The organism is Janibacter endophyticus (genome assembly GCF_016888335.1).
In the GTDB taxonomy this organism is placed as follows: domain Bacteria; phylum Actinomycetota; class Actinomycetes; order Actinomycetales; family Dermatophilaceae; genus Marihabitans; species Marihabitans endophyticum.
Map to the genome: position 1 here is coordinate 1,403,679 of NZ_JAFEJG010000004.1, position 24,169 is coordinate 1,427,847.

The following is a 24,169-nucleotide window of genomic DNA, read 5'->3' on the forward strand; positions in this document are numbered from 1 at the left end:
CCCACCCCGACGAGAACTAGGTTTGACCCATGCCTGAGCTGCGATCCCGGACCACCACCCACGGCCGCAACATGGCCGGCGCCCGCGCGCTGTGGCGCGCGACCGGCATGGGGGAGAGCGACTTCGGCAAGCCGATCGTCGCGATCGCCAACTCCTTCACCCAGTTCGTCCCCGGGCACGTCCACCTCAAGGACATGGGACAGCTCGTCGCCGGCGCGATCCAGGAGGCCGGGGGAGTCGGCAAGGAGTTCAACACCATCGCCGTCGACGACGGCATCGCGATGGGCCACGCGGGGATGCTCTACAGCCTCCCGAGCCGTGAGGTCATCGCCGACGCCGTCGAGTACATGGTCCAGGCGCACTGCGCCGACGCGCTCGTCTGCATCTCCAACTGCGACAAGATCACCCCGGGCATGCTGCTCGCCGCGCTGCGCCTCAACATCCCCACGGTCTTCGTCAGCGGCGGGCCGATGGAGGCCGGTAAGGCGATCATCGGTGAGGATGGCACTGCGGCCACGCGGCTGGACCTCATCGACGCGATGATCAAGTCCGTCGACGACACCGTCTCCGACGAGGAGATCACCCAGATCGAGCAGTCCGCCTGCCCGACCTGCGGCTCGTGCTCGGGCATGTTCACCGCCAACTCGATGAACTGCCTCACCGAGGCGCTCGGCCTCTCCCTCCCCGGCAACGGCTCGACCCTGGCCACCGCCGCCGCCCGCCGCGAGCTCTTCCTCGACGCCGGTCGGCTCGTCGTCGACCTCTGCCGCGACTACTACGAGGGCGACGACGACTCGGTGCTGCCGCGCTCCATCGCGACCAAGCCCGCCTTCGCCAACGCGATGCGCCTCGACATCGCCATGGGTGGTTCGACGAACACGATCCTGCACCTCCTCGCGGCCGCCCAGGAGGCCGGAGTCGACTTCGACCAGCACGACATCGACGCGCTCTCGCGCGTCACCCCGTGCCTGGTCAAGGTCGCCCCCAACAGCAGCGACTACTACATGGAGGACGTGCACCGCGCCGGCGGCGTCCCCGCGATCCTCGGTGAGCTGCACCGCGGCGGGATGCTCGACGACGGGGTCCGCTCCGTGCACAGCGCCTCGCTCGCCCAGTGGCTCTCCGACTGGGACATCCGCTCTGGCGCCGCGACCGACAAGGCGATCGAGCTCTTCCACGCCGCACCCGGCGGCGTCCGCACGACGGAGGCCTTCTCCTCGACCAACCGTTGGACCAGCCTCGACACGGACAGCGAGTCGGGCTGCATCCGCTCGGTCGAGCACGCCTTCACCGCCGAAGGGGGACTGGCCGTCCTCACCGGCAACCTCGCCCCGGACGGTTGTATCGTCAAGACCGCCGGCGTGCCCGAGCACCAGTGGTCCTTCAGCGGGCCGGCACGCGTCGCCGAGTCGCAGGACCAGGCCGTCGAGATGATCCTCAGCGGGCAGGTCCAGGCCGGGGACGTCGTCGTCGTCCGCTACGAGGGCCCCAAGGGCGGGCCGGGCATGCAGGAGATGCTCTACCCGACCTCGTACCTCAAGGGCGTCGGCCTCGGCCCGAAGTGCGCGCTCATCACCGACGGCCGCTTCTCCGGCGGCTCCTCCGGCCTGTCCGTCGGCCACGTCTCCCCGGAGGCCGCGTCCGGCGGCCCGATCGGGCTGGTCCGCGACGGCGACGTCATCGAGTTCGACATCCCGGGCCGTCGGGTCAACCTCCTCGTCGACGACGAGGAGCTCGCCCGTCGGCGGGCTGAGCAGGATTCGTTGGGGTGGACCCCGGTCGACCGGGACCGTCCCGTCTCGCAGGCGCTGAAGATCTTCGCCCGCTTCGCGCAGTCGGCCGACAAGGGCGCGTGCCGCAAGGTCGACTGACCCTCTCCCTCGCCCGGGACTCGCACGAGCCTTGGCTCGTGCGAAGGGGGTGGTCCGGTATGCGGGACAGGGTGCCCACATGGCGGACGCGCAACCTAGCATCCCGGCCATGACGACCACCGAGCTCGATATCCCTTCGCCCGCATCGAGGACCGCCTTCGACATCGCCGTCATCGGCGGCGACGGCATCGGCCCCGAGGTCGTCGCCGAGGGGCTCAAGGTGCTCGGTGCGCTCGGCGCCGACGTCGAGATCAGCACGACCGAGTACGACCTCGGCGCGAAGCGCTGGCACGCCACCGGCGAGACCCTCCCGGACTCCGTCGTCGAGGAGCTCCGTGGGCACGACGGGATCCTCCTCGGCGCCATCGGTGACCCGAGCGTCCCGAGCGGCGTCCTCGAGCGGGGCGTGCTGCTGCCGCTGCGCTTCGCCCTCGACCACTACGTCAACCTGCGCCCGGCCAAGCTCTACCCCGGCGTGACGAGCCCGCTCGCCGAGCACGTCACGAGCAAGGGCCTGGACTTCGTCGTCGTCCGCGAGGGCACCGAGGGCCCGTACGTCGGCAACGGCGGCGCGCTGCGCGTCGGCACCGCGCAGGAGATCGCGACCGAGACCTCCGTCAACACCCGCTTCGGTGTCGAGCGTGTCGTCCGCGACGCCTTCGCCCGCGCGCAGGCCCGCCCGCGCAAGCACCTCACCCTCGTCCACAAGCACAACGTCCTCGTCAACGCCGGGCACCTGTGGCGGCGCACCGTCGAGGAGGTCGCGGCCGAGTTCCCCGACGTCGAGACCGCCTACCAGCACGTCGACGCGGCGACGATCTTCCTCGCGACCGACCCGGCGCGCTTCGACGTCATCGTCACCGACAACCTCTTCGGCGACATCATCACCGACATCGCCGCGGCCGTCGCCGGTGGCATCGGGCTCGCCGCGAGCGGCAACATCAACCCCTCAGGTGCGGCGCCGAGCATGTTCGAGCCGGTCCACGGCTCGGCCCCCGACATCGCCGGCCAGGGCAAGGCCGACCCGACCGCCGCGATCCTCTCCGCCTCGATGCTCCTGGCCCACCTGGGGCTGGGCGAGCAGGCCGAGCGGGTCGAGGCGGCCGTCGCGGCCGACCTCCAGGAGCGGGGCGACGTCGTGCGCAGCACCTCGCAGATCGGCGACGCGATCGCCGGCCGCCTCTGAGCGACTCCACCACCCGACGAAGGGGGGAGCCGGCCGCAGAGGCCGGGCGGATTCTCGCGGTGTTAGCAACACCGAGTGGTTTGTCTAGCCGGTGAGTAGATCACGAAGGTGCTCGGCTGGGGTTGCCCAGTCGAGCGTCTTTCGTGGTCTTTGGTTGAGCTCGTGAGCGACGTACTCAAGGTCTTCGGGTGAGTGGACGCTCAGGTCGGTGCTCTTGGGGAAGTACTGGCGCAGGAGCCCGTTGGTGTTCTCGTTGGACCCGCGTTGCCAGGGTGAGGCCGGGTCGCAGAAGTACACGGGCATGTCCGTGGCCATGGTGAACGAGGCGTGCGCGGCCATCTCCGAGCCTTGGTCCCAGGTCAGCGATCCGCGCAGGTGCTGCGGCAGGGTGGCCATGGTCTTGACGAGCTGGTCACGCACGGTGATCGAGTCGTGAGCGCCGGGCAGGTGCAGCAGCATGACGTACCGGGTGGTGCGCTCGACCAGGGTCCCGATCGCCGAGCGGGAGTCCTTGCCGATGATCAGGTCACCTTCCCAGTGGCCGGGCACGGCGCGGTCCTCCACGACCGCTGGGCGGTCGCTGATCATGATCATCGGGTCGACGAACCGCGGCGCACGTACCCCACGGGCCTGGGGCTTGCGCACGGCACGGCCGGTGCGCAGCGCCGCCTGGACCTCGCGTTTGAGGCCGCCGCGGGCCTGGAAGTACAGGGCCTGGTAGATCGTCTCGTGTGACACGCGCATGCTCTCGTCGTCGGGGTGATCGACCTTGAGCCTGTTGCTGATCTGCTCCGGTGACAACTTCCGGGACAGCGCGCCGATCACGTAGTCCCGTAACGGCCCGTAGGCGGCGAGCTTGGACGCTTTGGGTCGGGCCCTGGTCGCCGCGGCCTTGGCATGGGCCTGGTGCGGGAGGTACCGACCCTGCTGGTCGCGGTGCGTCTTCACCTCCCGCCACACCGTCGAGGCCGGCCGGCCGATCAGCGCACCGATCGCCCGGTACGACAGAGCGTTGACCACCCCGTCAGCGATGACCAACCGCTCCTGCAACGACAACACCCGGCCCGTCCCGACGACCTCGTCCACAGCGGCAGGTCTAGCGGGTCGCGCGGCCGGCGCCCTGACGACCCGCCCATCGGGATAGATCGTGCGCCCATGACTCCTTCGGATCCCCCGCACCCAGTAACTCCCCGTCAGGGGAGCAACGCCGACCTGCCGGGCAGCCACGCTGTGATGAACCCCGGCCGCGACCAGGGCGTCGAACTCTGCCCGGGCCACCGGCTTACCCAACGGCTGCGGCTCCGCCGGGAACAACCCCGCCGCCACCAGCAACCTGCGCGCCAAGGAGTGCGAACACCCCGCCACCCGGGACGCCGCACCCACCGACCCCGAGGTCTCGAACTCGGCAACCACCGCAGCCACCAGCTCCGGCGTCACCTCCACCGGGCGCCTACGCCCCTCCGAAACGACCATGGTCCTCGCAACTCCTCAGAACGAGGTGTTGCGAGGACCATGAGAACCGAAGCCGGCTCACCCCCCTTCGCCGTCCTCGGGCAGCCTGGTGCTCCGCCCGAGAAGTCGCACCTCCGCCCGAGGAAGTTCCTCGGGTGAGGGTGCAGCTGGTTCCAAGACCCGATAAACAGGTCCGGCGGGGGCGAGGGCTACCCTGCAACCACCGCATGCCAGAGCCCAGGAGCCGACGATGACGTTGTCCTACACCCGCACCACCAACCCCAGCCCCGTGAGCCCGGCGGAGCGCGAGCAGATCCTCGCCAACCCCGGCTTCGGCACGCACATGACCGACCACATGGTCACCGCGACGTGGCGGGTCGACGAGGGGTGGACCGGTGCCGAGCTGGCCCCCTACGGGGACATCACGATCAGCCCGGCAGCCTCGGTGCTGCACTACGCGCAGGAGATCTTCGAGGGGCTCAAGGCGTACCGCCACGAGGACGGCTCGGTGTGGACCTTCCGCCCCGAGAAGAACGGTGAGCGCCTCATCGCGAGCGCCCGCCGGATGGCCCTGCCAGAGCTGCCGGTCGACGACTTCGTCGAGTCGCTCAAGGTGCTCGTCGAGGCCGACGAGGCGTGGGTCCCCGCCTTCGGCGACGGCGAGAAGAGCCTCTACCTGCGACCCTTCATGTACGGCTCCGCGGCCTTCCTCGGCCTGCGTCCGAGCAGCGAGGTGAAGTACTCGGTCATCGCCAGCCCCGCCGCCTCGATCTTCACCGGCGGCCCGAAGCCGGTCACCCTGTGGGTCGCGGAGAACTTCGCCCGCGCCGGGGCCGGCGGCACCGGCGCCGCGAAGTGCGGCGGCAACTACGCCTCGGCGCTCGCGGGCCAGATCGAGGGCGCGCAGAACGGCTGCGACCAGGCCGTCTTCCTCGACTCCGCGACCCACACCTACGTCGACGAGCTCGGCGGCATGAACGTCTTCTTCGTCATGAAGGACGGCACGCTCGTCACCCCCGAGCTCACCGGCACGATCCTCCCGGGCATCACCCGCATGTCCGTCCTCGAGCTCGCCCACGAGTTCGACCTCACCCCGGTCGAGCGCAAGGTCGAGATCGCGGAGTGGAAGGACGGGGTCGCCAGCGGCGAGATCCTCGAGGTCTTCGCGTGCGGCACCGCGGCGATCATCACCCCGATCGGTGAGCTGCGCTGGGCCGGCGGCGGCAGCGCCCCGTCGACCGCGGGGGAGAGCGGCGGCGAGGTCACCCGCGGCCTGCGCGAGCGGCTGCTGTCGATGCAGCAGGGCCGGAGCGAGGACACCTACGGCTGGATGACCCGGCTGGTGTGACGGGCGAAGGGGTGAGGCCGTCGCCATGGGAGAGGGCAGGGTGAGCGTCCCTCGGCTCCTCGCCACGGACCTCGACGGCACGCTGCTGCGCTCGGACGGCTCCGTCTCGGAGCGCAGCGTCCGGGCGCTGCGCGCGGCCGCGGACGCCGGGATCGAGACGGTTCTCGTCACAGCCCGGCCACCCCGGTGGCTCGACGACCTCGCGCACGTCGTCGGGGCGCGAGGGATCGCCCTGTGCGGCAACGGCGCCTTCCGCTACGACGTGCTGCAGCAGCGGGTCTTCGGCGAGCGCACGATCGAGCCCGATGTCGTCGCGGAGGTGGTGGCCGACCTGCGGTCCGAGCTCCCGGGGACCGGCTTCGCCGCCGAGCGGTCGACGGGGCTCGCCGCGGAGCGGATGTTCGCGGCGATCCACGACCACCCCGAGGACCTCGTGACGACCTCCCGCATCGAGGACCTGCGCGACGCCGCCGCGGGCAAGCTGCTCGCACGCAACCCGCATCTCGACGACGAGGAGTTCCTCACCAGTGCCGCTGAGGTCGTCGGTGACCGCGTCATCCTCGCCTACTCCGGCTCCGGGGGGCTCGCCGAGATGTCCGCCCCGGGGGTGACGAAGGCTGCCGCGCTCGAGGCATGGTGCGCCGAGATCGGCATCGACGCCGCCGAGGTGTGGACCTTCGGCGACATGCCCAACGACCTGCCGATGCTCACCTGGTCGGGCCGCTCCTTCGCCGTCGCGAACGCCCACCCCGAGGTGCAGGCCGTCGTCACCGACCGGACCGGCTCGAACGACGAGGACGGCGTGGCCGCGGCGATCGAGGCGATCCTGCGCTGACCACGATGCGGACGCCCTGCCCAGGCCCCGGGCCGCGGTGGCAGGGTGGCTCACGTGATGCCCGAGATGACCTCCGCCGCTACCGCGACGCTGCTCATTATCTAGGCGCGACGAGCCCCGCTCGTCGCGCAGACCTCCCGTACCCGGGGGGTCTTTCGCTTTGTCGGGCAGAGCAGGGTGCCCGAGACGGCGAAGGGGAGTCCAGGCCCACCCACGGCTCGGCCCCGGCGCGACGAGCGGGTCGCACCACCCCTTCGCACCCCGGTGCCGTCAGGAAGAAGCAGATGAGCACGACGTTCCACGTCTACGACACGACGATGCGCGACGGCGCGCAGCAGGAGGGGATCAACCTCTCTGTCGCGGACAAGCTGACCATCGCCCGGCACCTCGACGACCTCGGCGTCACCCACATCGAAGGGGGATGGCCGGGGGCCAACCCGAACGACACCGAGTTCTTCCGGCGGGCGCAGAGCGAGCTGACGCTGCACAACGCGACGCTCGCTGCCTTCGGCGCCACGCGCAAGGCGGGCGGCTCCGCCGCGACCGACCCCCAGGTCCAGGCGCTCCTCGACTCCGGCGCGTCCGTCATCACGCTCGTCGCGAAGTCGCACCCCGGGCACGTCGAGCGGGCGCTGCGCACGACCCGCGAGGAGAACCTCACGATGATCACCGACACCGTGAGCCACCTCGTCGCCCAGGGCCGAACCGTCGTCGTCGACACCGAGCACTTCTTCGACGGGTACCTCCTCGACCGCGAGTACGCGCTCGCCTGCGTGCAGGCCGCTGTCGACGCCGGTGCGGAGGTCGTAGCGCTGTGCGACACCAACGGGGGGATGCTGCCTGGCCAGGTCCACGCCGCCGTCACAGACGTCATCGCCACGACCGGGGCCCGCGTCGGCATCCACTGCCACAACGACACCGGCTGCGCCGTGGCCAGCACGATGGCGGCGGTCGAGGCCGGCGCCGACCACGTGCAGGGGACGATCAACGGCTACGGCGAGCGCACCGGCAACGCCGACCTCATCACCGTCCTCGCCAACCTCCAGCTCAAGCTCGGCATGGACCTCGTCGAGCCCTACCGGCTGCAGGACGCGACCCGGATCGCGCACGCGATCAGCGAGGTGACGAACTACCCGCCGTTCTCGCGGCAGCCCTACGTCGGCGCGGGAGCCTTCGCGCACAAGGCGGGTCTGCACGCGAGCGCGATCAAGGTCGACCCCGACCTCTACCAGCACATCGAGCCCAAGGACGTCGGCAACGACATGCGGATGCTCGTCTCCGACATGGCGGGCAGGGCCACCGTCGAGCTCAAGAGCCGCGAGTTCGGCGTCGACCTCTCCGGCGACGGTGACGTCCTCGCCAGGGTCCTCGCCCGCGTCAAGAGCCTCGAGCAGCAGGGGTACACCTTCGACGCGGCGGACGCGTCCTTCGAGCTGCTGCTGCGGCGCGAGGTCGACCCGAGCATGCCGGTCTACGCACAGATCGAGTCCTGGCGCGCTATCACTGACGTCCGCGGCGCCGGCGAGGAGGCCCTCTCCGAGGCCACGGTCAAGGTCCATGCCGGTGGCCAGCGGATCGTCGCCACGGGCGAGGGCAACGGACCGGTCAACGCGCTCGACGAGGCGCTGCGCCAGGCGCTGGCCGTCGTCTACCCGGAGATCGGCCAGCTCGAGCTCATCGACTACAAGGTGCGCATCCTCGACGCCGCGCACGGCACCGACGCGATCACCCGCGTGCTCATCGAGACGAGCGACGGGTCGACGTCGTGGACGACCATCGGGGTGGCCGCCAACATCGTCGAGGCCTCGTGGGAGGCACTGCTCGACGGCATCACCTACGGCCTCATGCGAGGGGGCGTCGCCGTCCGCTGACGCGAAGGCTCACCCCTGCTCGACGTGCCCGAAGCGGTGCCGGGTGCGGCTGATCGCCTGCTCGCGCACGAAGGTCAGAAGCTCGCGTCGGCCCGTCGCCAGCACCGGACCGTCGATGACGGTGAGCTCGGTGGGGGAGACCTGGGAGAGCGGCGAAGGGGTGGACCCGACGACCCGGACGCGGCCCGCCGGTCCGGCCTGGGCGGGCGCACCAGCGGCGAAGGAGTCGTCGTCCGCCGTGACGACCTGGACGTGACCGAGGCTGCCCGGCAGGCCGAGGTCGGGGTGCGCCGAGACCAGGACCGGGGTGCGGGTCAGCGTCGCCGCCCCGACGAGCCGGACGACCTCGGCGACCGAGGCGTCGGCGCCGGCACGGATGACGACGCGGGGGACCGGCCGGTAGCGGAAGACGTTCGACTCGACCCGCAGGCCGGCCCGGTCGTGCTCGACCCCGATCTCCTCCGCCCACGCGAGCGCGTCGCTGCGCAGAGCGGCTGCGATCATCTCCCGGTCCTTGTCGGAGACCCGGTCGTCGAGCCGGGTGAGCATCGCCTCCACGGTCCGCTGCACGGCCGGGGCGACGTCCGCCCCCTTCGTCGGCAGGCCGTCAGGGGACCACGTGCCGAGCTGGGCGACGTAGCTCGGGCCGCCGGCCTTGGCTCCGGGGCCGACGTTGGAGGCCTTCCACCCGCCGAAGGACTGACGCTCGACGATCGCGCCGGTGATGTGCCGCTTGACGTAGGCGTTCCCGACCTCGACGTGCTCGGTCCAGTAGTCGATCTCGTCGGCGTCGAGCGAGTGGATGCCGCCGGTCAGTCCGTACTCCGTCGCGTTCTGCAGCTCGATCGCCTCGTCGAGGTCGTCGGCGTGCATGAGACCGAGCACCGGCCCGAAGACCTCGGTGAGGTGGAAGAACGAGCCCGGCAGGACCCCTTCGCGCAGACCCGGCGACCAGAGCCGGCCCGACTCGTCGAGCTGCCGCGGCTCGACGAGCCAGTTCTCGCCGGGCTCGAGGGTCGTCAGGGCGCGGCGCAGCTTGTCGCCCGGCGGCTCGATGAGCGGACCCATGCGGGTCGAGAGGTCGACGGGATAGCCCACCCGGATCGAGCGCACGGCGTCGACGAGCTGGCGGCGGAAGCGCTCCGAGCGGCCGACCGAGCCGACGAGGATCGCGAGCGATGCGGCAGAGCACTTCTGCCCCGCGTGCCCGAACGCTGACTGGACGAGGTCGGCGACCGCGAGGTCGAGGTCGGCCGAAGGGGTGACGACGAGCGCGTTCTTGCCCGAGGTCTCGCCGTAGACGCGCGGCCCGCCGGCCCGGCTACTGCGCCACCCGGCGAAGAGCGCCGCGGTCTCGGAGGCGCCGGTGAGCACGACGGTGTCGATGTCGTCGTGGCTGACGAGGTGCTGGCCGACCTCGTCCTCGTCCGTGCGCACGACCTGGAGGACGTCGTCGGGCACGCCCGCCGCGTAGAGCGCGTCGGCGGCAGCCTCGACGCACCCCGGGGTCTGCGGAGCGGGCTTGATGATGACGGCGGACCCGGCGGCCAGCGCCGCGAGGACTCCGCCGATGGGGATCGCCACGGGGAAGTTCCACGGCGGGGTGACGAGGGTGACCGGCGAAGGGGTGAACCGGGCCCCGTCGGTCATCGGCCCGTCCTCGAGCTCTTCTGCACGGTCGGCGTAGTAGCGCGCGAAGTCGGCGGCCTCGGAGATCTCCGGGTCGGCCTCGGCCGGGGTCTTGCCGGCCTCGGCCGCCATGACGGTGAGCAGCTGCTCACGGCGCCCGTCGAGCTCGCGGGCGGCCTGGCGCAGGATGGCGGCGCGCTCGCTCGCCGGCCGGGCGGCCCAGCCCGCGTGCGCGGCAGCGGCGCGGGCGACGACCTCGTCGACCTCGTCCGTCGAGCCGAGGTGGGGCGAGCGCAGCGCGGGTGGCTCGTCGGCCACGGCCCGGGCGGCCCAGTCGCGGTTGGCCGGCAGCGCCGGGTCGGAGTCGGGCGTGCCGGCGAAGGTCTCGCCGATCTCGGCGCGACCAGCCTCGCGCCGCGGGCCGACCGAGGTCGTCGCGATGTCGGTGATGCTCTGCCGGAAGCGACGCTCCTGCTCGGGCATCGCGGCCGGGTCGCCCTCGGCGAAGAAGGCATGGAGGAAGTTCTCCGGCGTGGCGTTCTCCTCGAGGCGGCGCACGAGGTACGAGACGGCAGCGTCGAAGTCGGCGGGGTCGACGACGGGGGTGTAGAGGATCACGGTGCCTACCGTGTCGCGGACGGCCCGGGCCTGCGCGGGTGACATGCCCTGGAGCATCTCGACGTCGACCGCGGTGGTGACCCCTCGCTGTTCCGCGAGCAGGTGGGCCGCCGCGAGGTCGTAGAGGTTGTGGCTCGCCACACCGATCCGTACTCCCGCGTCGACCGCGTCCGCTCGCAGGGCGCGCTCGACGCAGCGCAGATAGCTCGCGTCGACCTCGGCCTTGGTCTCGTAGGGGGCCTGCGGCCAGTGGTGCAGCTCGGCCTCGACCTGCTCCATCGCGAGGTTGGCGCCCTTGACGAGGCGGACCTTGATGCCCGCGCCGCCTGCGGCCTGGCGTCGCTGCGCGAATCCGATGAGCCGCTGCAGCGCCGGGAGCGCGTCGGGCAGGTAGGCCTGCAGGACGATCCCCGCCTCGAGCCGGTGGAACTCCTCCTCGGAGAGCATCCGCTCGAAGACCTCGAGCGTCAGGTCGAGGTCGCGGTACTCCTCCATGTCGAGGTTGACGAACTTGTGGTCGTGCTCGGCGGCCACACGGTAGAGCGGGCGGAGCCGGTCGAGGCAGCGGGTGACCGTGCCCTCGGTGTCCCACGTGACGATCTGGCTCACGAGCGAGGAGACCTTGATCGAGACGTAGTCGACGTCGGGACGCTCGAGCAGCCGGCGGGTGCGGTCGGTGCGACGCGCCGCCTCGTCCTCGCCGAGGACGGCCTCGCCGAGGAGGTTGATGTTGAGCCGGAAGCCCTGCTCCCTCGCGGCGGCGAGGTGCCGGCCGAGGGCGGGGTCGCGGGAGTCGACGAGCAGGTGCCCGACCATCTGGCGCATCCGGGCGCGGGCGACCGGGACAACAAGCCGCGGCGCGACCCGCGCCGCGAGCGCCCCGGCACGTAGGAGGCTCCGATCGACCCGACCGAGGAATGAGGCGTCCGAGGCCGAGAGCGAGGCGAGCTCTCGTGCGGCGACGGCGTCGTCCTCGGGTCGGACGACGCGGTCGACGAACCGGACCGCGAGGTCGAGCCCGGCCGGGTCGGACAGGAGGGAGGCGAGCTGACGGGTCGTCGCCGCCTCGCGGGCGGTCTCGCCGGACTGGGTCGCGGCGGCCCAGCGGTCGGCCAGGGCCACGGCGTCGTCGGCAAGAGGGCGAAGGGCGGTGACCGAGGCGTCAGGGGTGGTGGCCTCGTCGGTGGGTCCGGTCATGCACCGACCGTACGAGGCGGGTGTGATCGTCGCCACTCTCAGGTGGTGGGCAGCACCTTGAGCAGGCGACGGCGCAGGGCGTTCGACCGGCCGGCCAGGTCGCGCTGCCGCTCGAGGTACTCGGCCTTGCCGGCGGAAGTCTCGACCCGGACGGCGCTCAGCCCGAGCCCGCTGACGTCGTAGGGGGAGGCCTGCATGTCGAGCGTCCGGGTTTCGCGGGCCAGCTCGAAGGCGTCGAGCGTCAGGGCGGAGGGGATAAGCGGGCTCAGCTTGAAGCACCACTTGTAGAGGTCCATCCCCGCGTGCAGGCAGCCGGGCTGCTCGAGCCCGACCTGACCCTCCCGGGTGGGCCGGAGCTGGTTGAGCGGGCGGGCCGGCTCGGTGAAGAAGCGATAGGCGTCGAAGTGGCTGCACCGCACCTGGTGGCGCTCGACGACAGCGTCGGTCTGCGCCTGCCCTAGCCGAAGGGGGAGCTGCTCGTGCCGCTGCTCGCCGGGGGCGAGCCGGTAGACCATCGCCCACTCGTGCATGCCGAAGCAGCCGAGGTGCGGCGGTCGGGAGAGGGTCGCTTCGAGCAGACCCCGGACGAAGGCGACAGCCCGCCCTCGGCGGGCGATCACCCCTTCGTCGTCGACCCGGGCGAACCCGTCGTCGTCGACGACGTAGCCGGACCACGCCGCGTACTCCGGTGCGTCCGCCAGGGCGACCCCGACTCCCGGGTGCCAGCGGCGCAGCTGGGCAGGTCGGTGCCCGTAGTACTCGAAGAGGAAGTCCTCGACGGGGTGCTTCTCGCCCCGGGCCCGGCGCTCCCGGTGCCCGGCGGTCAGCTCGTCGACACGGGCCGCGTGGGCACTCGCCTCCGCGGCCCAGTCCGCGCGAGGGCGAGGAGAAAGCATGGAGACAGTCTGCCGGGACGCCGACGCGATGGCCCAACCGCGCGTAAGGTCGGCCGTCATCACGCCCAACGTCGGGCCCGTACCGCAAGGAGCAGGTATGCAGCGTCGCATCCTCACCGTCCTGGCCGCCGTGCTGCTCGTCCTCGGGCTGGGTGCCGGACCAGCGCTGGCCCGCCCGGCAGCAGCCACCGACGAGCCGGTCGCCTACCTCGCGCTGGGCGACTCCTACGGCGCCGGCTACCAGCCGGGCAGCGGCGCGGACCTTGAGGGCGGGTACGCAGGCCCGGTGCTCGACGCCTTCGCGGCCCTGGCCCCCGGTGCGCAGCTGACGAACCTCTCGTGCGGGGGCGAGACGGTCGAGTCCTACCGTGATGGTGGCCGCTTCTGCAGCTACGAGGGCTCGCAGCGTGAGGCCGCGCTCGCCTTCCTCGCGGAGCACCCAGAGACCCGCCTCGTGACACTCTCCCTCGGCGGCAACAACGTGCAGACCTGCGTCTCGGGCTCCGGCTCGGTCGACCTCGCCTGCGTCCAGCAGGGCCTTGCGACGATCCGGGCAGAGCTGCCCGGTCTGCTCACCGAGCTGCGCGCCGCGGCCCCGCAGGCACAGGTCATCGTGACCAACTACCCCGACGTCTTCCTCGCTGCCTGGCTCACCGGTCCCTCCGGCCAGGATCTCGCGCGGCTGTCCCTCACCCTCGTCAACGCACTCAACGGCATCTACGACACCTCGGCCACGGCCGCCGGTGCCGACTTCGCAGATGTCAGCGACGCCTTCCGCACGAGCGACTTCACCATGGTCGACGACCCGACCTACGGCGAGATCCCGGCCAACGTCGCGATGATCTGCTCGATGACGTGGATGTGCACCGAGCAGGACATCCACGCCAACGACGATGGGTACGCACTCATCGCCTCCGTCGTCGCAGCGATGCTGCGGGAGCTGAGCGGGGGTGAGGAGCCCTCCTCGCCGTCGTCCAGCCCTTCGTCGTCGAGCAGCTCGCCCACCGTGGACCTGACGAGCACTGTGCCGCCCAGCCCGACGGCAGGGGGGCCGCAGACCCCGGCGCTCGTGCAGACCGATGGGGGTCTGCCCGTGGGCGCGACGCTCCCGGCGGTGCTCGCCCTCCTCGCGATGGCCGGCCTGCTGGGCGGGGCGGCGGCCGCCCGTCGTCGCGCGGCTGCCCGTCACTGACGGCTGTCGGCCACGGTGCCCACGCGTCCTATCGTGTGCCCATGCGCATCGCGAGGTACACGACAGGTGACGAGCCCGCCTACGGCCTCGTCGACGGCGAGGGCAAGAAGATCGCGGAGGTCACCGGCGACCCGCTCTACCAGCGGATCGAGCTGACCGGCACGGTCCACCAGGTCGAGGACGTGCGGCTGCTGGCCCCCGTCATCCCGCGGAGCAAGATCATCGGGATCGGGCGCAACTACGCCGACCACGCGGCCGAGATGGGCAACGAGGTCCCGGACGAGCCGATGATGTTCCTCATCCCCAACACCGCCGTCGTCGGCCCCGGCGACCCGGTCGTCATCCCGGCGTCGACGAGCGAGGTGTCCTTCGAGGGCGAGCTCGCGGTGATCATCGGGCGGATGTGCAAGGACATCGAGCCCGAGGAGGCCAAGAAGGTCATCTTCGGCTACACGATCGCCAACGACGTCACCGCCCGCGACCTCCAGCGCGGGGACGGGCAGTGGGCGCGGGCCAAGGGCATGGACACCTTCTGCCCGCTCGGCCCGTGGATCGAGACCGAGCTCGACCCGCAGGCCGTCGACATCGTCACCACGCGGGACGGCGAGGTCTTCCAGGACGGGCACTCGAGCGACATGGTCCACGGCGTCGCCGCGCTCATCTCCTACGCGAGCAAGGCCTTCACGCTGCTGCCGGGTGACGTCATCCTCACCGGCACCCCGGCGGGCGTCGGCCCGGTCGTCGCCGGCCAGCGCGTCGAGATCGAGATCGACGCCATCGGGACGCTCTCGAACCCCTTCGTCGCCGCCGAGCGGTGACCGAGACCCTCGAGGAGCGCGACCGGCGGCTCCTCGCGTGGCTCGGCGCCGGGCTGCTCGCCGGGGGCATGCCGGTCCACGAGGCCGAGGAGGACGTCCGCGAGGCGGCGCTGGCCCTCGGCCACCCCGAGGTCGAGGTCGGCTGCTTCCCGACCGCGCTGCACGTCGCGCTCGCCCCGGGCCGGGCGGCGACGTTCGAGAAGGTCGATGGCGGGCTGCGGCTCGACCAGCTCGCCGACGTCAGCGCGATCCACGCCGGGCTGCGGACCGGACGCACCGACGCCGACGCCGCGCTGGAGCACCTCGCCTCGCTCCGCGGCCAGCCCCACCGCTACCCGCGGATCGGCCTGCCGCTCGGGGTGATCCTCTCCGCGGCGGGTATCGCGCTCGTCCTCGCACCGGCGTGGTCGTCGTTGCTCTTCGCCGTGCTGCTCGCGCCGGTCACGGTCGTCCTCATCCTCCTCGCCGGCCGCCACCCGACGGTGCGCACCCTCGTGCCCCTCGCGGCCGCCTTCGCCACCGCTGCGGCTGCGTGCTGGGCGCACGCCCAGGGGCTCGTCGACGCGCCGCTGTGGACCCTCGTCGCGCCGATCGCCGTCCTCCTGCCGGGTGCCACGATCGTCACGGGGCTCACCGAGCTGGCTGCCGGGGCGATGGTCGCGGGCACGGCCCGGCTCGGCCACGGCACGACCCAGATGCTGCTCTTCGCCCTCGGGGTCGGTGGGGCGGTCGCGCTGCAGCGGGTGCCCGTCGAGGTGCTGCAGCAGCCGCGGCCCGACGCGCTCGGGTGGGGCGCGCCGCTCGTCGGTGTCGTCCTCGTGACCGTGGCCATCGCGCTCATGGAGGCGCTGCCGCTGCGCAGCATGCCGTGGCTCCTCGTCACCGTCCTCGGCACCTACCTCGGGCAGCTGCTCGGGCACGAGCTGCTCGGGGCGCGCTGGGCGGGGGCCTTCGCCGGCGCGGTCGTCGCGAGCCTCGGGGCGACGCTCGTCGAGTTCCTTCGGCCGCAGCTGCCCCGGGCCGTCGCCTTCCTGCCGTGCTTCTGGCTGCTCGTGCCCGGCTCGCTCGGGCTGATCTCGGTGACCCAGATCGAGGTGGGAGCCGGCGCCGCCGTCCAGGCCGTCGTCGACGTCACGAGCGTCATCGTGGCGATCGCGCTCGGGGTCATGGTCGGCGCGGCGCTGGCGCGACCGCTGCGCCTGGTAGCCCGGCGGCTGGGGCTGGTGCACCTGCTCCGGCGTCTCCCGCGCCGCCGCTCGGTCAGCGGCCGAGCACCGCGACGAGGAAGTCGGAGTCCTCGGTCAGGGGACGCACGTCCCACGACGAGAGCATGAGCTGCTCGCTCAGCCCGGCCGACGCCGCGTCCTCACGGAAGCGGGCGAAGGGGTAGTCGCGGCCCGCCCCGAAGCCGACGACGGCTCGCCCCTCCGGGGCGAGGTGGGCGGCGAACCGGCGCAGGACCTCGGCCCGGGTGCTCGGCGCGAGGAAGGTCATGACGTTGCCGGCGCACACGACGAGGTCGAAGGGGTCGGCGATGCCGGCCGCCGGCAGGTCGAGGTCGGCGAGGTCCCCGGCCAGCCAGGTCGGGCCCGGGTGGTCCTCCTGGGCGGCAGAGATCAGGGCCGGGTCGTAGTCGACGCCGACGACGGTGTGGCCGGCGCGGTGGAGGTAGCCGCCCACCCGGCCGGGCCCGCAGCCCGCGTCGAGGACGCGGGAGCCGCGGGGGAGCATGGCGTCGACGAGCCGTGCCTCCCCGTCGAGGTCGCGCCCCTCCCGGGCCATCGCGCGGAAACGCTCGACGTACCAGGCGGAGTGGCCGGGGTCCTCACGGAGGCGCACCTCCCAGGCGTTGGGTTCACGGGTCATCCGACCACGCTAGCGCGCGGCTAGCATCGGACCATCATGACGACGCCCAGCACAGCCCCTGACGCCACCCCGCGACTGCGGGTCGCCCCTTCGCCCACCGGTGACCCGCACGTCGGCACCGCCTACATGGCCCTCTTCAACCTCGCCTTCGCGCGCCAGCAGGGCGGCCGGTTCGTCCTGCGGGTCGAGGACACCGACCGCGCGCGCTTCAACCCGACGAGCGAGGCGCAGCTCTACGACACCCTCGGGTGGCTCGGGCTGCGGTGGGACGAGGGGCCGGACGTCGGCGGGCCGTACGCGCCGTACCGGCAGAGCGAGCGGCTCGAGACCTACCGCCCCTACGTCGAGCGGCTCATCGCGGACGGCCACGCGTACCACTGCTGGTGCTCCTCCGAGCGGCTCGCCGCGATGCGCGACCGCCAGCAGAAGCTCAAGCAGCCGACCGGCTACGACCGGCTCTGCCACGGCAAGACCCGCGAGGAGCGGGCCGAGCTCGAGGGCTTCTCCGAGACGCCCGTCGTGCGGATGCTCGTCCCCGACGACGCGCCGACGACCTTCGAGGACGTCATCCGTGGGACCGTCTCGGCGCCGCGACCGGACGACCAGGTGATCCTCAAGGCCGACGGCTTCCCGACCTACCACCTCGCCGTCGTCGTCGACGACCACGAGATGGGCATCACCCACGTCGTGCGCGGTGAGGAGTGGATCTCCTCGACGCCCAAGCACGTCCTGCTCTACCAGTGGCTCGGCCTCACCCCGCCGAGGTTCGCGCACATGCCGTTGCTGCGCAACGAGAACAAGTCGAAGATCTCCAAGCGCAAGAACCCCTGGGCCCGTCTCGCGTGGTTCCAGGAGCAGGGCTACCTGCCCGAGGCGGTCGTGAACTTCCTCGGCCTGCTGGCCTACCCGCCGGCGAAGGGGGAGGACGGCAGCGACGTCGAGAAGTTCACCTTCGAGGAGTTCAGCCGGGACTTCGCGTGGAGCAAGGTCAACACGGTCGGCCCGATCTTCGACCTCAAGAAGCTCGACTGGCTCAACGGGCAGTACATCCGGGACCTCGAGCTCGGCGACCTCACGAGCCGGCTCGTCCCCTTCCTCCAGGCCGACGGGGTGCTCGGCGAGAGCCCGACGATGGGGGAGCTCGCGCGGCTCAAGAGCATCGCCGAGCAGATCCAGACCCGGGTCAACCTGCTCTCGGAGGCCGCGCCCATGGTGCGACCCTTCTACGTCGCCGACGACGAGCTGGAGCTCGCGCAGGACGCGCTCGACGGCCTCAAGGACGACGCGCCGGCGGTGCTCGACGCAGCCATCGCCGCGCTCGACGGGCTGCACAAGCCCGACGGTGTGCTCGGTGAGAACATCGCCGCGAACCAGTGGCACGCGCCGCAGATCGAGGCCGCGCTGCGCGAGGCGATCGTCGAGGGCATGGGCATCAAGCCGCGCTTCGCGTTCGGCCCGCTGCGCACCGCCGTCTCGGGGCAGCGGATCAGCCCGCCGCTCTTCGAGTCGATGGAGATCCTCGGCAAGCCGTCGACGATGGCGCGGCTGCGAGGGCTGCGGGAGCGGCTCGGCTGAGGCGATTTGGGACCGGCGGGCACGGCCGCTAAGATCGACCCTCGGTGCGCTGCCCGCGCGGGTTCTCCTCCGGGAGAAGAACGAAGGGGCAGTGATACCCCTTGGGGTATGGTGTAATTGGCAACACAGCTGATTCTGGTTCAGTCGTTCTAGGTTCGAGTCCTGGTACCCCAGCGCTGCTTCTCCGCTCCGGCGGAGGAGATGCGGATTTCGGAGATCCTCCCCTCACCGGGTAAGGTTTCCTCCGTTGTCCTGGTCGGTTCGCCGGCCGATCAGCACACATGGCCCCGTTGTGTAGTGGCCTAGCACGCCGCCCTCTCAAGGCGGTAGCGCGGGTTCGAATCCCGTCGGGGCTACATCGGTCGGAGACCCTCGCTCATCGAGCGGGGGTCTTCGTCGTTCCGGTGCGGCAGGATGACGCCATGCCTGAGATCCCCACCTCCTTCGACCTCGGTGACCTCCGTCTCGGGGTGGCCACGGCGGCTGTCCAGATCGAGGGCGGCGACCGGGCCAACAGCTGGTACGACTGGTCGATGATCCCCGGGCGCATCAAGGACGGCTCCACCCCGCTGCGCAGCACCGGTCACTGGGAGCGGTGGCGCGAGGACACCGCGCTCATGTCACAGCTCGGGCTGGAGACCTACCGCATGGGCATCGAGTGGTCACGGGTCGAGCCCCGCCCGGGCGAGCTCGACCGCGAGGCGCTGGCCCGCTACCGCGAGGAGCTCGAGGCGGTGCGGGCGGCCGGCATCGAGCCGATGGTCACGCTGCACCACTTCAGCCATCCGTCGTGGTTCGAGGCGATGGGGGCGTGGGAGCACGACCGGGCGGTCGACACCTGGCTGCGGTTCGTGCGGGTCGTCGTCGCGGAGCTCCACGACGTCGTCACCGACTGGTGCACGATCAACGAGCCGAACGTCTACGCGGTCGGCGGCTACCTCTTCGGCAACTTCCCGCCCGGGCGGACCAACGCCTGGCTCGCGCTGCGGAAGGTGCTGCGGCACATGGCGATCGGGCACTGCCGCGCTTATCACCTGATCCACGAGATTGCGCCGCAGGCGCGCGTCGGCTTCGCCCACCACGTCCGCCCCTTCGCCCCCTTCGCCTCCGGCAACCCCGTCCACCGGGCGATGGCGAGGGTCAACGCCCACCTCTTCCAGGACGTGCTCACCGACGCGATGCTCGGCGGCTGCTTCGGCATCGAGCTCGGCGGGCAGCCGGACGACGTGACGCCCGGCGCGCACCACGACTACGTCGGGATCAACTACTACACGCGCAGCGCGGTCACAGGGATCTCGGACAACCGCTTCGAGGACGTGCCGGTCAACGACCTCGACTGGGAGATCTACCCGCAGGGGCTGCTCGAGGTGGTCGCGCCGATCGTGCAGCGCTACCCCGGTCCGATCTGGGTGACCGAGAACGGCACGTGCGACAACGACGACGCCTTCCGCGCGCGGTACCTCCATGAGCACCTCGCGACGATGGTGACGAGCGGGCTGCCCTTCGAGCGGTACTACCACTGGTGCTTCGTCGACAACTGGGAGTGGGACGTGGGCGAGGCGCCGCGCTTCGGGCTCGTCCATCTCGACTGGGAGAGCGGGGATCGGACGGTCAAGGAGTCCGGGCGGTTCTACGCGCAGATCATCGCGAACCGCGGGGTGACCGAGGAGATGCACGCCCGCCACGTCGCCCCCCAGGCCTACCGCACCGCCTGACGATCCAAATTTCCCTAGGGAGATGAGATCCGCTCGCGAACATTCGCGGGCCGATGACAGAAGCCTGGGGAAATTTGGATCTGCTGGACCGGGCGAAGGGGGAGTGGGTGGGTTACTCGGTGTCGCGGTCGGCGGCCTCGGCGGCCTTGGCGTGCCGCTCGAGGACCTCGGTGAGCTTGTTGGCGCCGGCGATGACGGTGGCCGCGTGGAGGCGCCCGGGCTGGCGGGAGAGCCGCTCGATCGGTCCCGAGATCGAGACGGCCGCGATGACCCGGCCGGAGGGGGAGCGGACCGGGGCCGAGACCGAGGCGACGCCCGGCTCGCGCTCGCCGACGCTCTGCGCCCAACCTCGGCGGCGGACCTGGGAGAGCATCGTCGCGGTGAAGGCCGCACCGTGCAGGCCATGGTGCAGCCGGTCGGGCTCCTCCCACGCGAGGAGGACCTGGGCGGCCGAACCGGCGAGCATGCTCAGGGTCGCGCCGACGGGGATCGAGTCACGCAGGCCGACCGGGCGCTCGGCCGCGGCGACGCACACGCGGTGCTCGCCCTGGCGGCGGAAGAGCTGCGCCGACTCGTTCGTGTGGTCGCGCAGCGCGCCGAGGACGGGGTTGGCCGCGACGAGGAGCTTGTCCTCGCCGGCCGAGGCGGCGAGCTCGCCGAGACGCGGACCGAGGATGAAGCGGCCCTGCATGTCGCGACCGACGAGGCGGTGGTGCTCCAGCGCGACGGCGAGGCGGTGCGCCGTGGGGCGGGCCAGACCGGTCGCCGTGACGAGCTGAGCGAGGGTCGAGGGGCCGGCCTCGAGGGCGCTCAGCACGATGGCGGCCTTGTCGAGAACGCCGACGCCACTTCCGTTGTCCATGTGCTGATACTGACATCTCACGACCTGAGACGCAAGATGACCGACGCGACCTGCGTGCGACCCTCGCCCCAGGACACCGCTCGACGGCACCACCCGGCGAGCGTCAACCGACGAAGGAGAGCAGGTCCAGCATGGGCAAGACCCTGGCGGAGAAGGTGTGGGACGCGCACGTCGTCCGGCGTGCTGAGGGCGAGCCGGACCTCATCTACATCGATCTCCACCTCCTGCACGAGGTGACCAGCCCGCAGGCCTTCGAGGGCCTCCGGCTCGCCGGTCGCCCCCTTCGCCGTCCCGACCTCACCCTCGCCACCGAGGACCACAACGTCCCGACCACCCCTGGCCCCATCACCGACCCGGTGAGCAAGACCCAGGTCGAGACGCTGCGCGCCAACTGCGAGGAGTTCGGCGTCCGGCTCTTCCCGATGGGCGACGCCGAGCAGGGCATCGTCCACGTCGTCGGTCCGCAGCTCGGGCTGACCCAGCCGGGCATGACCGTCGTCTGCGGCGACAGCCACACCTCGACCCACGGCGCCTTCGGCGCGCTCGCCTTCGGCATCGGCACGAGCGAGGTCGAGCACGTCATGGCGACGCAGACCCTCTCGCTCAAGCCCTTCAAGACGATGGCGATCAACGTCACCGGCGAGCTCGCCGACGGCGTCACTGCCAAGGACCTCATCCTCGCCGTCATCGCCAAGATCGGCACCGGCGGCGGCCAGGGCCACGTCCTGGAGTACCGCGGCCCGGCCATCGAGGCGCTCTCGATGGAGGCCCGGATGACCGTGTGCAACATGTCGATCGAGGCCGGCGCCCGCGCCGGCATGATCGCCCCCGACCAGACGACCTTCGACTACCTGCAGGGACGCGAGCACGCGCCGCAGGGCGCCGACTGGGACGCCGCCGTCGCCGACTGGAGCCAGCTGCGCACCGACGACGACGCGACCTTCGACGCCGTCGTCGACATCGACGCCGCGACGCTCACCCCCTTCGTCACCTGGGGCACCAACCCCGGCCAGGGCGCGCCGCTCGGCGACGCCGTCCCCGACCCCGAGCACATCGCCGACGAGTCCGAGCGCGTCGCCGCGGCGAACGCGCTCGAGTACATGGGGCTCATCGCCGGCACGCCGCTGCGCGAGATCGCCGTCGACACCGTCTTCGTCGGGTCGTGCACCAACGGGCGCATCGAGGACCTGCGCGCAGCCGCCGAGGTCGTCAAGGGCCGCAAGGTCGCCGACGGCGTGCGCATGCTCGTCGTCCCCGGCTCGGCGCGGGTCCGGCTGCAGGCCGAGGCCGAGGGGCTCGACGCCGTCTTCACCGAGGCCGGTGCCGAGTGGCGCCTCCCCGGGTGCTCGATGTGCCTCGGCATGAACCCCGACACCCTCGCCCCCGGCGAGCGCAGCGCGTCGACCTCGAACCGCAACTTCGAGGGACGGCAGGGCAAGGGTGGTCGCACCCACCTCGTGAGCCCGCTCGTCGCCGCGGCCACCGCCGTGCGAGGCACCCTCGCCAGCCCGGCCGACCTCGAGCCCGTCGCCCAGAGCGTCTGAGGAGCAACGATGGAGAAGTTCACCACCCACACCGGCATCGGCGTCCCGCTGCGCCGCAGCAACGTCGACACCGACCAGATCATCCCGGCGGTCTACCTCAAGCGCGTGTCCCGCACGGGCTTCGAGGACGGGCTCTTCGCCGCGTGGCGGGCCGACGAGACCTTCGTGCTCAACCAGCCGGAGTTCGCCTCCGGGTCCGTCCTCGTCGCGGGTCCCGACTTCGGCACCGGCTCCTCGCGCGAGCACGCCGTCTGGGCGCTCATGAACTACGGCTTCCGTGTCGTCATCTCGAGCCGCTTCGCCGACATCTTCCGCGGCAACTCCGGCAAGCAGGGTCTGCTCGCCGCCGTCGTCAGCCAGGACGACGTCGAGCTGCTGTGGAAGTACCTCGAGAGCAACCCCGGCGCCGAGATCACCGTCGACCTCTCCGCCCGGACCGTCACGGCGGGCGAGATCGTGTGCACCTTCGACATCGACGCCTACACGCGCTGGCGCCTGCTCGAGGGGCTCGACGACATCGGCTTGACGCTCTCGCACGCCGACTCGATCGACACCTTCGAGGCGTCGCGTCCGGCGTACAAGCCGACGACCGCACCGGCCTGACCGGTCGAGATCTGCCCGCTCCGTAGCGGGTTCGCGCGCGAGACTCGCCGGAGTGATCTGCCCGTAGTGATGGATCTGTCCGCCGTTGCGCTCTACCGTCATGGGTAGACCGGGCAACGTCGCCCGCTCGTCCTCGCCGGGGACGCCGGCTCGGAGCACCGTGGAGCGAATGTGAACAAGGCAGAACTCATCAAGTCGATCGAGCAGACCCTGGGCAGCCGCAAGGCGGCCGCCGACGCGTTGGACGCCGTGCTCGACGCGATCGTCCGAGAGGTCAGCAAGGGCGGCAAGGTCGCCATCACCGGCTTCGGCACCTTCGAGAAGGCGGCCCGGGCGGCGCGGACCGGGCGCAACCCCCAGACCGGCGAGCCGGTCAAGATCCCGAAGACGAACGTGCCACGCTTCAAGGCCGCGACGAGCTTCAAGTCCTACGTCGCCAACCCGAAGTCGCTGCCCAAGGCGGCCCCCGCGGTCGCCCGGGCCGCGGCCGGCACGGTCGCCTCAGCCGTCGACTCCGCGGTCGAGACGGCGGGCAAGGTCACCGGGCTCTCCTCAGGTCGCAAGGCGCCCGCGAAGAAGGCGACCTCGACCACGGCCGCCACGAGGACGACGGCGAAGAAGGCCACCGCCAAGAAGGCACCGGCGAAGAAGGCCAGCACGACGACGGCCAAGAAGGCTCCGGCGAAGAAGGCCACCACCACGACGGCCAACAAGGCTCCGGCGAAGAAGGACACCACCACGACGGCCAAGAAGGCTCCGGCCAAGAAGGCGTCCGCCAAGAAGACGACGGCCAAGAAGGCGTCCGCCAAGAAGACGAGCTGAACCCACGACAAGGGCACCCCGGCACAAGCGGCCGGGGGCGCCCTCGGCGTGTCAGAGGATCGGCTCCTCGTCCCCGATGCCGGTGATCCACGCCCGCGTCACGACGCCGTCGTCCACCTCGACGCTCAGTCGCTGGCCCGGTCGCAGGTCGCGCAGCCCCGACCCGGAGAAGGCCTCGGCGCTCGCCGGCAGCCGGGCGCCGGCATCGGTGACGAGGACGGTGCCGTCCGGGTCGTGGGAGAGGACCGTGGCCTGCATGGCAGCCAGCC

The 24,169-nt window shown here is 71.6% G+C and carries 19 protein-coding genes and 2 tRNA genes; 15 read left to right on the forward strand and 6 right to left on the reverse strand.

Annotated elements, in window-relative coordinates; all coding sequences use genetic code 11:
• Nucleotides 1-29 precede the first annotated feature (29 nt).
• Nucleotides 30-1,871: a dihydroxy-acid dehydratase gene (ilvD, locus tag JNO54_RS06855; RefSeq protein WP_204143222.1), complete on the forward strand. Its 1,842-nt coding sequence runs from the start codon at nucleotides 30-32 to the stop codon at nucleotides 1,869-1,871.
• Nucleotides 1,872-1,980: 109 nt separating this feature from the next.
• Nucleotides 1,981-3,057, forward strand: coding sequence for a 3-isopropylmalate dehydrogenase (locus tag JNO54_RS06860; protein ID WP_204143223.1), 1,077 nt, complete (start codon nucleotides 1,981-1,983; stop codon nucleotides 3,055-3,057).
• Nucleotides 3,058-3,141: 84 nt separating this feature from the next.
• On the opposite strand, the gene JNO54_RS06865 is transcribed toward JNO54_RS06860, so the two are convergent.
• A complete protein-coding gene (locus tag JNO54_RS06865) occupies nucleotides 3,142-4,311 on the reverse strand; it encodes an IS30 family transposase (protein WP_443667581.1) in 1,170 nt (389 codons plus the stop codon).
• A gap of 448 nt (nucleotides 4,312-4,759) precedes the next feature.
• On the opposite strand from JNO54_RS06865, the gene JNO54_RS06870 reads away from it, so the two are divergent.
• The 3 genes from JNO54_RS06870 (at nucleotide 4,760) to cimA (ending at nucleotide 8,563) form a co-directional block, all read left to right on the forward strand.
• Complete coding sequence (locus tag JNO54_RS06870) at nucleotides 4,760-5,857, forward strand: branched-chain amino acid aminotransferase (RefSeq protein WP_204143224.1); 1,098 nt, start codon at nucleotides 4,760-4,762, stop codon at nucleotides 5,855-5,857.
• Between the two features lie 40 nt (nucleotides 5,858-5,897).
• Nucleotides 5,898-6,692 carry an HAD family hydrolase gene (locus tag JNO54_RS06875; RefSeq protein WP_307818094.1) on the forward strand — a complete coding sequence of 265 codons (795 nt, stop codon included), beginning with the start codon at nucleotides 5,898-5,900 and terminating at the stop codon, nucleotides 6,690-6,692.
• A 284-nt stretch (nucleotides 6,693-6,976) separates the two neighbouring features.
• Nucleotides 6,977-8,563 carry a citramalate synthase gene (gene cimA, locus JNO54_RS06880; protein WP_204143226.1) on the forward strand — a complete coding sequence of 529 codons (1,587 nt, stop codon included), beginning with the start codon at nucleotides 6,977-6,979 and terminating at the stop codon, nucleotides 8,561-8,563.
• Nucleotides 8,564-8,572: 9 nt separating this feature from the next.
• On the opposite strand, the gene JNO54_RS06885 is transcribed toward cimA, so the two are convergent.
• Together JNO54_RS06885 and JNO54_RS06890 are read right to left on the reverse strand one after the other, a co-directional pair.
• Nucleotides 8,573-12,007, reverse strand: a complete 3,435-nt coding sequence (locus JNO54_RS06885) for a bifunctional proline dehydrogenase/L-glutamate gamma-semialdehyde dehydrogenase (RefSeq protein WP_204143227.1) — start codon at nucleotides 12,005-12,007, stop codon at nucleotides 8,573-8,575.
• Nucleotides 12,008-12,045: 38 nt separating this feature from the next.
• Nucleotides 12,046-12,903, reverse strand: a complete 858-nt coding sequence (locus JNO54_RS06890; protein WP_204143228.1) for a 3-methyladenine DNA glycosylase — start codon at nucleotides 12,901-12,903, stop codon at nucleotides 12,046-12,048.
• A gap of 97 nt (nucleotides 12,904-13,000) precedes the next feature.
• On the opposite strand from JNO54_RS06890, the gene JNO54_RS06895 reads away from it, so the two are divergent.
• From JNO54_RS06895 to JNO54_RS06905, 3 genes are read left to right on the forward strand one after another with little or no spacing between them, the layout of a single operon-like run.
• Nucleotides 13,001-14,095 carry an SGNH/GDSL hydrolase family protein gene (locus tag JNO54_RS06895; protein ID WP_204143229.1) on the forward strand — a complete coding sequence of 365 codons (1,095 nt, stop codon included), beginning with the start codon at nucleotides 13,001-13,003 and terminating at the stop codon, nucleotides 14,093-14,095.
• Between the two features lie 41 nt (nucleotides 14,096-14,136).
• Nucleotides 14,137-14,913, forward strand: a complete 777-nt coding sequence (locus JNO54_RS06900) for a fumarylacetoacetate hydrolase family protein (RefSeq protein WP_204143230.1) — start codon at nucleotides 14,137-14,139, stop codon at nucleotides 14,911-14,913.
• Nucleotides 14,910-16,247 (forward strand): threonine/serine exporter family protein, encoded by a 1,338-nt coding sequence (locus JNO54_RS06905; RefSeq protein ID WP_204143231.1) that lies wholly within the window; start codon nucleotides 14,910-14,912, stop codon nucleotides 16,245-16,247. Before JNO54_RS06900 ends, JNO54_RS06905 begins: the two co-directional genes overlap by 4 nt.
• Here JNO54_RS06905 and JNO54_RS06910 read toward each other — a convergent pair.
• On the reverse strand, nucleotides 16,174-16,779 hold the full coding sequence (locus JNO54_RS06910; RefSeq protein ID WP_204143232.1) for a class I SAM-dependent methyltransferase: 606 nt from the start codon (nucleotides 16,777-16,779) through the stop codon (nucleotides 16,174-16,176). The genes JNO54_RS06905 and JNO54_RS06910 overlap by 74 nt on opposite strands.
• Before the next feature lie 36 nt (nucleotides 16,780-16,815).
• Here JNO54_RS06910 and gltX point away from each other — a divergent pair, with 36 nt between their 5' ends.
• The 4 genes from gltX (at nucleotide 16,816) to JNO54_RS06930 (ending at nucleotide 20,069) form a co-directional block, all read left to right on the forward strand.
• A complete protein-coding gene (gene gltX, locus JNO54_RS06915; protein ID WP_204143233.1) occupies nucleotides 16,816-18,354 on the forward strand; it encodes a glutamate--tRNA ligase in 1,539 nt (512 codons plus the stop codon).
• 102 nt (nucleotides 18,355-18,456) lie between these two features.
• Nucleotides 18,457-18,528, forward strand: a tRNA-Gln gene (locus JNO54_RS06920).
• A gap of 109 nt (nucleotides 18,529-18,637) precedes the next feature.
• A tRNA-Glu gene (locus JNO54_RS06925) sits at nucleotides 18,638-18,710 on the forward strand.
• 66 nt (nucleotides 18,711-18,776) lie between these two features.
• Nucleotides 18,777-20,069, forward strand: coding sequence for a glycoside hydrolase family 1 protein (locus JNO54_RS06930; RefSeq protein ID WP_204143234.1), 1,293 nt, complete (start codon nucleotides 18,777-18,779; stop codon nucleotides 20,067-20,069).
• 112 nt (nucleotides 20,070-20,181) lie between these two features.
• Here the strand turns inward: JNO54_RS06930 and JNO54_RS06935 are convergent, their stop codons facing one another.
• Nucleotides 20,182-20,931 (reverse strand): IclR family transcriptional regulator, encoded by a 750-nt coding sequence (locus tag JNO54_RS06935; protein ID WP_204143235.1) that lies wholly within the window; start codon nucleotides 20,929-20,931, stop codon nucleotides 20,182-20,184.
• Nucleotides 20,932-21,062: 131 nt separating this feature from the next.
• On the opposite strand from JNO54_RS06935, the gene leuC reads away from it, so the two are divergent.
• The 3 genes from leuC (at nucleotide 21,063) to JNO54_RS06950 (ending at nucleotide 23,900) form a co-directional block, all read left to right on the forward strand.
• Nucleotides 21,063-22,475: a 3-isopropylmalate dehydratase large subunit gene (gene leuC, locus JNO54_RS06940; RefSeq protein ID WP_204143236.1), complete on the forward strand. Its 1,413-nt coding sequence runs from the start codon at nucleotides 21,063-21,065 to the stop codon at nucleotides 22,473-22,475.
• 9 nt (nucleotides 22,476-22,484) lie between these two features.
• A complete protein-coding gene (gene leuD, locus JNO54_RS06945; RefSeq protein ID WP_204143237.1) occupies nucleotides 22,485-23,078 on the forward strand; it encodes a 3-isopropylmalate dehydratase small subunit in 594 nt (197 codons plus the stop codon).
• A gap of 171 nt (nucleotides 23,079-23,249) precedes the next feature.
• Nucleotides 23,250-23,900 carry an HU family DNA-binding protein gene (locus JNO54_RS06950; protein WP_204143238.1) on the forward strand — a complete coding sequence of 217 codons (651 nt, stop codon included), beginning with the start codon at nucleotides 23,250-23,252 and terminating at the stop codon, nucleotides 23,898-23,900.
• A gap of 51 nt (nucleotides 23,901-23,951) precedes the next feature.
• Here JNO54_RS06950 and JNO54_RS06955 read toward each other — a convergent pair whose 3' ends face one another.
• On the reverse strand, nucleotides 23,952-24,158 hold the full coding sequence (locus JNO54_RS06955) for a hypothetical protein (protein WP_204143239.1): 207 nt from the start codon (nucleotides 24,156-24,158) through the stop codon (nucleotides 23,952-23,954).
• Nucleotides 24,159-24,169: the final 11 nt, after the last annotated feature.

Excerpts from the sequence above, each read along its gene's own strand:
- ilvD (WP_204143222.1), top strand. The coding sequence starts at position 30 with ATGCCTGAGCTGCGATCCCGGACCACCACCCACGGCCGCAACATGGCC.
- JNO54_RS06860 (WP_204143223.1), top strand. The coding sequence starts at position 1,981 with ATGACGACCACCGAGCTCGATATCCCTTCGCCCGCATCGAGGACCGCC.
- JNO54_RS06870 (WP_204143224.1), top strand. The coding sequence starts at position 4,760 with ATGACGTTGTCCTACACCCGCACCACCAACCCCAGCCCCGTGAGCCCG.
- cimA (WP_204143226.1), top strand. The coding sequence starts at position 6,977 with ATGAGCACGACGTTCCACGTCTACGACACGACGATGCGCGACGGCGCG.
- JNO54_RS06885 (WP_204143227.1), bottom strand. The coding sequence starts at position 12,007 with ATGACCGGACCCACCGACGAGGCCACCACCCCTGACGCCTCGGTCACC.
- JNO54_RS06890 (WP_204143228.1), bottom strand. The coding sequence starts at position 12,903 with ATGCTTTCTCCTCGCCCTCGCGCGGACTGGGCCGCGGAGGCGAGTGCC.
- JNO54_RS06895 (WP_204143229.1), top strand. The coding sequence starts at position 13,001 with ATGCAGCGTCGCATCCTCACCGTCCTGGCCGCCGTGCTGCTCGTCCTC.
- JNO54_RS06900 (WP_204143230.1), top strand. The coding sequence starts at position 14,137 with ATGCGCATCGCGAGGTACACGACAGGTGACGAGCCCGCCTACGGCCTC.
- JNO54_RS06910 (WP_204143232.1), bottom strand. The coding sequence starts at position 16,779 with ATGACCCGTGAACCCAACGCCTGGGAGGTGCGCCTCCGTGAGGACCCC.
- gltX (WP_204143233.1), top strand. The coding sequence starts at position 16,816 with ATGACGACGCCCAGCACAGCCCCTGACGCCACCCCGCGACTGCGGGTC.
- JNO54_RS06930 (WP_204143234.1), top strand. The coding sequence starts at position 18,777 with ATGCCTGAGATCCCCACCTCCTTCGACCTCGGTGACCTCCGTCTCGGG.
- JNO54_RS06935 (WP_204143235.1), bottom strand. The coding sequence starts at position 20,931 with ATGGACAACGGAAGTGGCGTCGGCGTTCTCGACAAGGCCGCCATCGTG.
- leuC (WP_204143236.1), top strand. The coding sequence starts at position 21,063 with ATGGGCAAGACCCTGGCGGAGAAGGTGTGGGACGCGCACGTCGTCCGG.
- leuD (WP_204143237.1), top strand. The coding sequence starts at position 22,485 with ATGGAGAAGTTCACCACCCACACCGGCATCGGCGTCCCGCTGCGCCGC.
- JNO54_RS06955 (WP_204143239.1), bottom strand. The coding sequence starts at position 24,158 with ATGCAGGCCACGGTCCTCTCCCACGACCCGGACGGCACCGTCCTCGTC.